Origin of the sequence: Anaerocolumna sp. MB42-C2, assembly GCF_030913705.1 — a bacterium.
Classification (GTDB): domain Bacteria; phylum Bacillota; class Clostridia; order Lachnospirales; family Lachnospiraceae; genus Anaerocolumna.
On the sequence record NZ_CP133190.1, the window covers coordinates 944,961 to 957,207 of the forward strand.

The window sequence follows — 12,247 nt, forward strand, 5'->3', positions numbered from 1 at the left end:
TTATGATTATATAGATGTTCGTATTCGTTAAAAACATTAAAAATGCCCATCCATCAAAATATATATGAATGGACGGGCTGATTATATAGATATTTTTTTATTATTCCAGAAATAAACTACACTCCCAAATATCTTTACTGCCATCTGTAAGCGATAGCCTGAACTCCCCCGGTTCAGTGACAAACTGCATTTTATCATTCCATATGGAGAGCTTTTCTTCATTTAAGTTTAATGTACAAGATCTGGTTTCCCCTTGAGGTATCCATATTTTATCAAATGCCTTTAATTCTTTTACCCTGCGTATGGTACTTGCCTGTAAATCTTTTATATAAAGCTGAGGTACTGAAAAACCATCATAACCACCAAGGTTGGATATCTCAAAGTTCACCCTGAGTCCACCAGAATGCAAGACTTGAGATGAAACCCTGTAGGAGTTTTCATTAGATTTACCGGATTCATATAAATTCATTTTAAAACCTTTATGCTCTGTCTCAAACGGAATACATTCCATCCTAATATTCGAATATGCAAATTCCGTATAACTTAATCCATATCCGAAAGGATATAAAGGTTTATTATCTATGTCATAATATTTCATACCGGCATAAGAATTTTTATAATTATAATATACCGGTATTTGCCCCCCATGTCTTGGAATAGAGACCGGAAGATGTCCGGACGGTGAAATCTCACCGAATATTATCTCCGCAAGTGCCTGACCGCCTTTCATTCCGGGGTAAAAGGCACAAAGCACGGAATCTGAGTTTTCTGCAATTTCTGGAATAGAATATGGCCGTCCCTGGATTAAAACAGTTATAACGGAACAGCCTGTTTTATATACAGCCTCCGCCAATTTATTCTGCAAACCAGGAAGTCTTAAATCGGCACTGTCTAAACCCTCACCGCAGTCCATATCTCGAACAGCATCAATTCTCGCAGCACCGTTAATATCAAAACTGGCGCCTCCAAAACGGCTGGAAGACCCTCCCAGAACTAGGATAGTACAATCACAGGAATCTGCAATTTCTGCTGCTTTTCTAAGGCTTTCTTCTGTCCCCTCAAATAAACCGCAGCCTTTATGAAATTTGACTTCGATAGAACTATTATTTTTTTTGATATAATCTTTAATACCCTTTAAAACCGTAATCCCGTCCCGGTTATTAATTGGAGGTGTGTAATCTCCTAATTGATGGTATATTTCATCTGCATTAGGACCGATTACTGCAATTGAACCGATTTTGTTTATGTTAAGGGGCAGGGTATTGTTTTTATTCTTTAGTAAAACAGCCGATTCTCTGGCAAGTTTTAGTGCCTCAGGGTATTTCTCATAGGTGAACTCTGCACCGGAATCCTTTTCTTCTATATAAGGGTTATCAAACAGTCCCAATTCAAATTTCAGAGTAAGTACCCGAAGAACAGCCATATCGATGTCTTCCTCCGTTATCAAACCACGGTTAAGCGCCTCATTTAGTTTCGAAAACCCGGTATCCCATAAACTGATATCCACACCGGCTTTCAAGGCTATGGCACCGGATAACTCGTTATCTCCGGTCATAACATCTAACTGATCAATTGCTACTCCGTCAGCCATAATCACGCCCTGAAACTGCATCTCATCACGAAGAATTTCGGTTAATAGCTTTTTATTTCCATGACAGGGGATTCCGTCTATTTCATTGTAAGCTGCCATAATACCTTTCACACCAGCTCTTACACAGGCTTTTGCGGCAGGAAGGTGAATTTCTCTTAACTCTCTTTCCCCTATACGGGCGGCACTGGCATTAATACCTCCGGTACCCTCCCCCTGGGCACAAAAATGTTTGGCAACCGCCACAATACCATTACTCTGTATTCCAGTAACGGCTGCTTTGGCAAGCTCCGATGAAAGATAAGGGTCTTCGCTGTAACACTCTTCGCTTCTACCCCACCTAGGATCCCTTACTATATCAAGTACCGATATCAGAGCTAAATTTACACCCAGCTCTTTTAACTGCTTACCGCAGACCTGGTATGCGCTTTTTAACAGTTCCGGGTGAAAGGTCGCTCCTGCACTTAAATTTACCGGTACAAGATAACCATCAAGTGCCTGGTGTCCATGAGGACATTCCGAGCTCAACATCATGGGAATACCAAGACTTGAATGTTCCATAACATAACGTTGTATCATATTATAGGTTTTCGGTGCAAGCTCACCGGTAAGACCGGTATCAAAGTCTTTCCCCGACCAGGGATCCGCACGATAAAGTCCGTATAAAACGCCTAATCCATCGAATTTCGCTACCTCATTTTTAAATTCATCGGTCAGTTTGATTTCATCATAGATACGTTCATATACCGAAAAACCATATAGCCGCTGATTCAGCTGTCCTACCTTTTCTTTCACTGTCATAAGCGATAATAAATTCTCCGCACGCTGCCTGGCCGTATATTTATTATCCTTATATAGATAAGTCATGAATTATAACCTCCGCTTCATATTTATTATATAACTATTATTCATTATACCAGGAAAGGGTTGCTGCAAAATATTAATCCTAACTAACTTGTCAGAGTATCATCTATCTCTCTGATTAACGATAATTATTCATATTGCAACAACCCAATTAGATTTTAAACGGTTCTATTAATTCCTATTTCTTGTTTAAGATTACCCTGTATGATTTAATTTCATAAGGTTTAATACTTACTTTAAACCCATCTTCATTCAAGGGAATATCGCCGATTTTTTCCTCAATTAAATTACATTCTTCTACCGAAAGAACCGAGGACCGGATTCCCAGTTTTACATTAACTCTCGTTAAAGCATTTTCACATTCATACATACGAAGTATAATTCCGTTGCCATCTTCAGCTAATTTAATAGTTTCTAATATAACATTCGATTTATCAACCGAAACCACTGATTGCTCCGTGCCGATTGTTCCGCCGTTAACCGCATAAGCAGGCTGATTCATTTTATAAGCTTCTTTCACTGTCCTGCCGTCTCTCCAGTTACCCGCATGCGGATATAATCCATAAGTAAAGAAATGTTCTTCCTGATCTGTAACCGGATTCGGTTCCGTACCGGACTTAATCAGAGTAATCGCCATATTTCCGTCTTTTACGGAATGTCCGTACTTACAATCATTTAGCAGGCTGACACCATAATGACCCTCGGATAAGTCGATCCATTTTTGTCCACAGCTCTCAAATCTGGCTTTATCCCAGCTGGTATTGGAATGAACTTTTCTGGTTACATTACCAAATTGTATGTCAAAAGTTGCTTCATCAGAATGAATATCAACCGGAAAATGTACTTTAAGTAAATGTTGATGTTCTTTCCAATCAACATAAGTATTAAATTCAATTCGTCTGCTGTTTGCGTAAAAATAAATTTTTTGCTTAATTGTAGAATTGCTGATCTTACGGTCAATCTCCAGGGTGGCACGTACGGCACCTAATTCTGTCCATTCCATTCTGGTTACCTGATCGACATCCCAGTATTTTTCCGTGTAGAAGATGTCAATATCCCAGTTATCATAATAAATAGGTTTATCCTCATACATACGCATTAAATTACCGTATTGGTTTTCTTTTAGTACTTCTCTGTCATTTTCCTTGTCAAAAATAGACGTAAACATACCCTTTTCATTAACCGTTATCTGATAGAATGGTGTTTCTAATACCGTACCGTAAAGCTTAAAAGGTATCTCTTCTTCTTTTTTTGTAAATGCAAATGTTTTACTTCCCTTAGACGGAAGCTTTGTTACGAACACCACCGCTCCGTCGGTCGTCTGCTGGATGGGATAACAACTGCCGTCTTTATCAATTAATGCTTCCGCTTTGCAGTCTCCTAAATTAACAATATCATCTCGTTCAAATCCTAATGTATTATACAGGGTTATACCATCACCCTGTCCGGTTAACACCGCCAGGCAGTCGCCTATTAATTCATTCATTTTCTTAGTAAGTTCTGCATACTCTTGTTTTGTTACTTCATAAACTTCATGAATAGAGGAACCAGGCAGTATATCATGGAACTGGTTAATCAAAACTGTCTTCCACATAGAATCCAGTTCTTTCACCGGATATGGCTTTTCTCCCATTGCTAATACCGATAATAATTCCAAATCCATAAGTTTCAGCTCGCTTTTTCTGTTGGAACGCTTATTTCTGGCCATGGAAGTATAAGTACCTCTATGGTATTCAAAATAGAATTCGCCCTCCCAGACTGCAAGTCTGTTATTATCCTTAACCTTGTCATACAGTTCTTTAAAATAAGTTCCTGCAAATTCCTGCCGTACTTTCGGAATGCCCCTTACACCTTTTTCCATACGAATGGATGTCTCTAGCATTTCCCTGGTAGGACCGCCGCCGCCGTCCCCATATCCATAAGAAATTAATATGTCATTATTAATTTCTTTATTCTGATAGCGTATCCAGCCTCCCATAATGGAATCCGGATGAAGCATACCGTTATAAGTGGTAAAAAATTCATTGGTGCTCTGACCTACACCCAGTGTTGTTATTAAGTGGGTAAAAACTTCCGATCCGTCAATTCCTCTCCACATAAAGGTATCATTGGGAATCTTGTTAAACTGATTCCAGGCTAATTTGGTAGTCATGAAATAATCAATTCCACTTTTTTTCATGATCTGCGGCAATGCTCCGGAATAGCCGAATACATCCGGAAGCCATAATATTTTATTATCGATACCAAATTCTTCTCTAAAGAATTTTTTGCCGTGCATAAATTGGCGAACTAAGGATTCTCCTGAGGTAAGATTACAGTCTGCCTCTACCCACATACCACCCTCAGGTTCCCATCTGCCTTCCTTTACCCTTATCTTTAAGCGTTCATAAAGTTCCGGATATCTTTCTTTCAGAAAATAATATAACTGCGGCTGGCTTGACATAAATTTATAATTCGGATATTCCTCCATTAATTTTAACACTGTGGCAAAACTGCGTCCGACTTTTTCCCTGGTCTGTTCCACCGTCCACCACCAGGCCACATCAATATGGGTATGTCCGATACAGGTTGCTATCACATCTTCATAACCGGCCATATCTTCATATAACGCTTTCTCTAAATAGCTGTCCGCTTCTTCTAAGGTTTTATAAAACTCTTTGGAATATGGTGTTCTTAAATCCAGCTTATTAATACAGTTATTTAATACCGTTTCTATATCCCGCCTTATCTTATCATCCTTTTCCATACGGGAAAAAGCATTTAGAGGAACTTTAATATCATAATACAATTTTTCAATTCTATGGTCTATTTCAAGCATTTCTACGATCAGATTAAATTCAGTATGTAAAATACCCGTATATGCTTGTAAATCCAGTTGATAAGTCTGACCTGCTGCAGCTGAATCCGTTAGTTTTATTCTCCTGTGGTTCATATCAATACCTTGTGTTACCACATTATTTACAAATAAGAGAAATTGCGGGTTTCTGCCGTCATCCCACTCATCAACCTGTGTTTTGACATTCATCCACATAGATTTACCATTCAGGTTTTCCGGAACCGTAAATGTGGTTCTGAACCAATAATGCTCGTCCGGTCCATACCAATGATCCGTTTTGCTGTTAAATTCCAGCCATGGCTCATTAGATGAAGAAGCCTCTTCAGGATGGATGTAATTTCCTTTTTTAAATGTCCAATTCTCTACAGTAATTTTTTGAACGACGGACAGTTTATTTAATTCGTTGCTGATTACATTAATTCTTTTATCAATAAAATCCATCTTAAACTCCAAACTGCGCGGCCTGCGCTCTTATCTTCTTTCTTTTCTCTTAAATCCGGTTATCAGGTCATTTATTCATTTTGCTAATTGAACTTTGTGTAAAATTTCTATAATGGATATTTCTTCATATAATCCATCAGATCATTTACGGTTGTAAAAGCTAAGCCGGTTACCGTATCCGCACATCCGTAGTAGAGGGCAATACGGCCGGTATCTGCATCTGTAAGCGCTGCACAGGGGAATACTACATTAGGTACATCACCTACACATTCATAATATTCATAAGGGGCAAGGATATAATATTTAGAACGGCATTTCACTTTCCAGGGTTCATCAATATCCAGTAAGGCGCAGCCGACACGGTATACAAAACCATTACAGGTATTAATAACTCCGTGATAAATTAGCAGCCAGCCCTCCTCTGTCTCAATCGGTATCGGACCCGGACCGACTTTGGTTGACTGCCATGCTGATGCATCATCTCTGACTGGTGACATAACATGACGATGATGTCCCCAATACTCCAAATCTTTACTCTGACTGAAAAAGATATCTCCGAACGGAGTATGTCCTGTATCGCTGGGGCGGCTTAAAAGACCGTAATATCCATTTATTTTACGGGGAAATAAAACGCCGTTGCGATTATAAGGAAGAAATGCATTTTCCAACTGGTAAAAAGTTTTAAAATCAAAGGTATATCCAACTCCAATTGTAGGACCGTGATACCCATTACACCAGGTTACATAATATCTGTCTTCCACAAAGCAAACTCTCGGATCATATCGGTATTCCCTTTTTAATATTTCTTCCTCTTCTCCTAAGAAAGTAATCGGTTTTTCATTGATTTTCCAATGGATACCATCCTTGCTGAATCCGGGAAATAAATCCATACTGACAGATTTACTGTCACAACGGAATACCCCTGCATATCCGTCTTCAAACGGAACCACTGCACTGTTAAACACACTGTTGGAGCATTCAATTGCATCTCTTCCGATAATCGGATTCTCCGGATAACGCCATATAGGCATCTTATAATTTTCCGGTTTATCTACCCACGGAATGTTTGGTAATGAACTCCCAATAATCTTACTCATACTTGTAAACCTCCTTGTTATTAACAACCATATTCATTTGCAATTTGCCCTCTGGCAAGAAACCGGCAAACGGCCTTTAAACCAGAGGAAGTTCTCGTATTATGACAAATAAGCCTGCAATAATACGAGCTTTGTTTTCACGCAAATAGTGCCGCCTGCCTAAAGCTGGCGGCACTACAATTATAACATATCTTTTATTTATTATACATAGCATCTATCTGAGATTGTGCTTCTTTTACAATAGTTTGGAATCCGGATGCATCAAGTTCGGCACTTATCGTTTTTACCATTTCTCTTGGCTCTCTGGCACCCGTCATTAACTCACTTCTATATTTTTCATAGATGGAACGGCAATTGGCAAGTTCTGTTTCAATCTTTGAAGTATCCAGGTTAAATCCTAATAAAACGGATGGATTTGCTTTGGAATTTAATTCCTTTACCTCATCCCATTGATTGAATTCATCACTGGCAAGTTTAGATACATTAAAGAATGTTCCTTGTGTATAACCGGCCATTGTCCAGTCATTATTTAATTTCTCAATTTCACCTTTATCATTATAATTAAAGTTGTCACCTTCAAGTCCATAATAAAATGCATCTCTTACCTTACTGTCCAAGTTAACTAATTGTAAAAACTCAAGACACTTTTCCGGATACTTGGTATTGGCAGAAATACCATTTAAGGAACCACGAACCGTACTGTTGGATACGATAGTATCAATGAATTTACCGGTCACTGCTTCTACGCCCATATTCGGACCCCATGTGGTTTTAGCTGCGCCTGACCAACCCTGTGCGGTATAGAACATTCTGTAGGAAGGAGCCTCTCCAACTGCCGGTGCATCTGCATTAATAATACCCTCATCATACCATTGATGAAGAAGATCTAACTGACTTAAAATTTCTTCCTGTTCTAATACGTTTACAACTTTACGGGATTGATCATCATATCTTACACCTAATGCAGGCAGTCCTACACCCATTTGATCGTATACGGAAGTTATAACCTCAAACCCATTCTTATCAAGTACAACCGGTGCAGTTCCCTCACCTTCTTTAATCTTTTTAAAAGTATCTGAAAGACCTGCTAAGGTATTCTCTTTTTCATAATCCACTGAATATTTCTCTGCAATTGCTTTATCCCAAACAAAATACTGTGTGGCTGAACTATCTTTGTAAGTCGGTACGGAATAAACCTTTCCATTAACAGATACCGCATCCCAATAATCGGCCGGAATGTAGGAATATAAATCAGGAGCTGCTGTTTTCACTAAATCTGTGATATCCAAAAAAGCACCCAGCCCAACTTCACTGGCATATCTGGCACCATCCGTAAATAAAATATCAAAATTTTCACCGGAATTTACAATAACACTTCTTCTTGTGTCCCAATCCGACCAGGGCACTATTTCAACATCAATATTAACACCAATCTTTTCTGCCAGATACGGATTAATCTTAGCCAGCCAGTTTTCATAATTTTTAGGCATACCGTTTCCAACCGAAATCCATTTTAAGGTTACTACTTCACCAGTGGAAGTCGTATCTTTCCCATCTCCGTTACTTGTTTCAGAAGATGTATTATTTCCTGCTGCTTTATCATCTCCCCCTTTAGAGCAGCCAATAACGGAAGTTGCCATCATTGCAAAAACTAAAAATAGTGCTAATGCTTTTCTTAATTTCATAATTGTTATTCATCCTCCTGTAATTTAATAAAATCACGTGTTTACCTAATATTACTAAGTGTGGTAATAATTTTATATAAACTTCCTAATAAGTTTGACCTGTAGGAATAATTTATATCAACCTTTTACTGCTCCGACTGTAAGTCCTGAAATAAAATATTTCTGAAAAAACGGATAAGCACATGCGATGGGCAGAATTATTACAATCGCAATGGCCATTCTGGCACCTTCCTGAGGCATTAAATTTTTATACTGCTGCAGTGACAATCCGGCTGACGGGTTGTTTGCCAGATATTCAATATTTCTCTGGATATTATTTAAAAGTGCCTGCAGCGATAATAGATTTGTATTTGATATATATAAAGATGATTGGAACCAATCATTCCAATAACCAAAGCAAAGAAATAAACCAATCGTTGCGAATACCGGCTTAGATATGGGTACGACGATTCTTGCAAATATATTCAGCTGACTGGCTCCGTCAATTTTAGCTGATTCAATAATGGAATCCGGTATTGTTGTTCTGAAAAATGTTTTGCAGATAATTACATTAAAAGAAGATACCAATAGCGGTAATATCAAAGCCCAGATAGAATTTTTTAAACCGAGTAGATTGGTGTTAATAACATAGGAGGACAACATACCTCCATTAAATATCATTGGTATAAATACTATGTAAGTTAATAATCCATTCAGTTTATAATTTCTTCTGGATAAAACATATCCCATAGTCGTTGTTAGTAAGACTCCAAGTACAGTACCTGTCAATGTTACTAACACTGATATTCCCAGGGCTTTTAAAATGGTTTTTGCCTCATTCCACAAGAAGAGATAAGATGCCGCTGAAAATTCTTTCGGTATAAACTGATATCCGTATCTGGCCAGTGAATGTTCCGAAGTAATGGAAATCATAAAAACAAAAATAACTGGTATTATACATATTAGGGATATCACAATAAAAATTATATTAAACAGTATATTTGCTCTCCACGAAATACGGTTTAGCTTAGAAGTGTTTTCTTCTATTTCCTTTTTCATAATAACCTCCATCTGCCGCCTTAACGGTATAAGTGGCAACTTTCTTAATATTTTATTTCAATCCACTTGAAACAATGCTGTCTGTTAAACCGAATCAAAAACAATAATTGTTACTATATGATTGCGCTGTCATTATCAATTTTCCTTACAATCCAGTTTGCCAGCAATATAGTCAAACAGCAAGCCACAGACTGAAAGAATGTTGCCGCAGCTGTCATACCGATAGGTGCTGAAGACTGCAGGGCTTTATAAATATAGGTATCAATTGTTGATGCTACATTATATAGTGAACTTGGTATTTCCCTTGTCACCTGGAAAAACAACCCGAAATCCGAATAGAATATCTTTCCTACATTTAAGATGAACATCATAATTACAATTGTCTTTATACTAGGAAGCGTTATGTACTTAACCTGCTGCCATTTTGTTGCACCGTCAATTACCGCAGCTTCATATAAAGCACTGTCAATACCGGTTATACTAGCCAGATATACAACCGTACTATAACCGATGGTTTTCCATAATTGCATAAAAACTAAGATAAACGGCCAATATTTAGGTTCCATATACCATTGAATTATATCTTTTCCAAATGTCTTTAATATACTGTTAACCATACCTTTATCAATGCTCAAAAAGGCATATACAAAATAACTTACAACAACCCATGACATAAAATGCGGAAAAAACATAAGCGTCTGATATACCTTTGATTTCCGTTTGCTATAAATAAGACTTATCATAATCGCCAGGGTAACCGGTATAACAATGCCCAGGATAATAAAAATAATATTATATCCGATGGTATTTCGTAAGAGCAGCAGCAGTACATTGGATTTGATTAAGAAATTAAAATTATCCAGACCCGCCCACTGACTTTGTATCAGATTATATATAAAACCATGACCGGGAAATATCTTGTAATTTTTGAATGCAATTACGATACCAAACATAGGCAGAAAACAAAATAATATGTACCAAACAATTGTAGGTAATGCCAGCAACGTCAGCTCCGTATCATCTTTTGTCCATTTTTTTCTGGTTTTTACTTTTTTATTAACCATATCCTTTTTATCATTTTTTAACTTTTTCATTTTGTTAACCTCCATTTACACGTCACTGCTTAACAATTAACTGGATTCATATTAACATATTTTAATTTTTAATGCAACATTTATTTTCTTTTTTTATCATATTTTTAACATGTTATTAAATGCGTTATTATTTTGTATATATTTAAAATGCAATTACTGGTTTAATTCCTTGTATTTTTGTACAATTTAAATAATTTTCATATAATAAGCATCTATTCATATTTCAATTTTGCTTATCATTATTTATCATTTAACAAATGCATAGTTTTATCTTTTATTAACATCATTTGATAAATAATTATAATAATTTGTTGTGATTTGTTAAATGTTATGTTATAATACTATTCAACAAAGTGATTAAATGGGGCTGTTGCATAATATATTAATTCTGCAACAGTATCCGAGACCGAACGGATAACGCAGCGATATAAATACACCTGAAACAGGAACCCCTCACAAAGTGATTACAAAGAAGGAGTACTTTATGAAAAAAATAACTATGCAGGAAATAGCGGATGCTCTAAACATTTCAAGAGTAACTGTCTGGAAAGTATTCAATAATTATCCCGGAGTATCGGATGCCCTAAGTGATCAAATCCTTAGCAAAGCACAAGAACTGGGATATTTAAAGCAAAAACCGTCTCTATTACCAAATGCAGCAGCTGTTGATTCGCATGAGAATATTCCTGCCGAAACTGAGATGACGGTCTCCGTTGTAGTATCCCGCCCGGAATCTTCCATGTTTTGGATGAATATCATTCATCAGATTGCAAAAGAATTGGTTAACTCCAATATCAATTTGATGTACACTTATTTACCCAGCAAAACAACAAATGGTTATCGCCTGCCATCCGTTTTAACAAACGGAACAGTACAGGGTATTATAGTTTTAAATGTTTATGATCATGATTTACTAACCATGTTAAATGAATTAAAAATTCAGAAAGTCTTTTTAGATATGGTTTCCTCTATTCCGGAAGATACCTTATCCGGAGATTTATTTTTACTGGAGGGAAAGTCCAGTGTAAGTAAAATAACAGAAGCTATTATTCAAAAAGGAAGAACAGAAATTGGATTTATCGGTGATATAGAATATGCAAAGACGAACCTGGAACGTTATGAGGGGTATTTATCTGCCATGAACCGTTACAACCTCACTATTAATAAAGATTATAGTTTAGTCCACAGTATTGGTATTTATACCTATGCGGAAGAAATAAATGAATTTTTATCTAAATTAAAACATATGCCTCAGGCATTTGTTTGCGCTAGCGATTACGTAGCTCATTTTGTCATAAAATATTTGAGTGCTAACAACTATCGTGTTCCGGAAGATGTAGCCATATCCGGATACGACGGTACAACAGAATATATCGATCAGATTGATTATCTTACAACGGTTCAGGTTCAGACCAGAGAATTAGGGATTCGTCTGGTTAAGCAGCTTTTACACAGGATAGCAAATCCTGATTTTCCGCCGGAAGTAACTTACATCTATTCTAAAATAAGATATGGTGAATCAACTAATTTTGAATAAAATTTAATATTTAAATGATTAAACTTGTAATCTCAGTTACCGAGACAGTCAAATAAGGATATTCTAA

At 36.9% G+C, this 12,247-nt stretch carries 7 protein-coding genes; 1 reads left to right on the forward strand and 6 read right to left on the reverse strand.

The genetic code is table 11. The features are described from left to right. Positions 1 to 100: 100 nt before the first annotated feature. The 6 genes from RBU59_RS04230 to RBU59_RS04255 all read right to left on the reverse strand — a co-directional run bounded on the left by RBU59_RS04230 (position 101) and on the right by RBU59_RS04255 (position 10,643). The gene (locus tag RBU59_RS04230; protein ID WP_308146631.1) at positions 101 to 2,455 is read right to left on the reverse strand and encodes a glycoside hydrolase family 3 N-terminal domain-containing protein; all 2,355 of its coding nucleotides are present in this window, start codon (positions 2,453 to 2,455) and stop codon (positions 101 to 103) included. A 175-nt stretch (positions 2,456 to 2,630) separates the two neighbouring features. Continuing rightward, positions 2,631 to 5,729 carry an alpha-mannosidase gene (locus tag RBU59_RS04235; RefSeq protein WP_308146632.1) on the reverse strand — a complete coding sequence of 1,033 codons (3,099 nt, stop codon included), beginning with the start codon at positions 5,727 to 5,729 and terminating at the stop codon, positions 2,631 to 2,633. A 107-nt stretch (positions 5,730 to 5,836) separates the two neighbouring features. After that, entirely contained in the window at positions 5,837 to 6,826 is a 990-nt protein-coding gene (locus tag RBU59_RS04240; RefSeq protein WP_308146633.1) for a glycoside hydrolase family 130 protein, read from the reverse strand. A gap of 194 nt (positions 6,827 to 7,020) precedes the next feature. Next, positions 7,021 to 8,511, reverse strand: coding sequence for an ABC transporter substrate-binding protein (locus tag RBU59_RS04245; protein WP_308146634.1), 1,491 nt, complete (start codon positions 8,509 to 8,511; stop codon positions 7,021 to 7,023). 117 nt (positions 8,512 to 8,628) lie between these two features. Further along, the gene (locus RBU59_RS04250; RefSeq protein ID WP_308146635.1) at positions 8,629 to 9,549 is read right to left on the reverse strand and encodes a carbohydrate ABC transporter permease; all 921 of its coding nucleotides are present in this window, start codon (positions 9,547 to 9,549) and stop codon (positions 8,629 to 8,631) included. Between the two features lie 113 nt (positions 9,550 to 9,662). Then, positions 9,663 to 10,643 carry an ABC transporter permease gene (locus RBU59_RS04255; RefSeq protein ID WP_308146636.1) on the reverse strand — a complete coding sequence of 327 codons (981 nt, stop codon included), beginning with the start codon at positions 10,641 to 10,643 and terminating at the stop codon, positions 9,663 to 9,665. Positions 10,644 to 11,127: 484 nt separating this feature from the next. On the opposite strand from RBU59_RS04255, the gene RBU59_RS04260 reads away from it, so the two are divergent. Beyond that, a complete protein-coding gene (locus RBU59_RS04260) occupies positions 11,128 to 12,180 on the forward strand; it encodes a LacI family DNA-binding transcriptional regulator (RefSeq protein ID WP_308146637.1) in 1,053 nt (350 codons plus the stop codon). Positions 12,181 to 12,247 lie beyond the last annotated feature (67 nt).

Coding starts and splice junctions, on each gene's coding strand:
- RBU59_RS04230 (WP_308146631.1), bottom strand. CDS start 2,455: ATGACTTATCTATATAAGGATAATAAATATACGGCCAGGCAGCGTGCG.
- RBU59_RS04235 (WP_308146632.1), bottom strand. CDS start 5,729: ATGGATTTTATTGATAAAAGAATTAATGTAATCAGCAACGAATTAAAT.
- RBU59_RS04240 (WP_308146633.1), bottom strand. CDS start 6,826: ATGAGTAAGATTATTGGGAGTTCATTACCAAACATTCCGTGGGTAGAT.
- RBU59_RS04245 (WP_308146634.1), bottom strand. CDS start 8,511: ATGAAATTAAGAAAAGCATTAGCACTATTTTTAGTTTTTGCAATGATG.
- RBU59_RS04250 (WP_308146635.1), bottom strand. CDS start 9,549: ATGAAAAAGGAAATAGAAGAAAACACTTCTAAGCTAAACCGTATTTCG.
- RBU59_RS04255 (WP_308146636.1), bottom strand. CDS start 10,643: ATGAAAAAGTTAAAAAATGATAAAAAGGATATGGTTAATAAAAAAGTA.
- RBU59_RS04260 (WP_308146637.1), top strand. CDS start 11,128: ATGAAAAAAATAACTATGCAGGAAATAGCGGATGCTCTAAACATTTCA.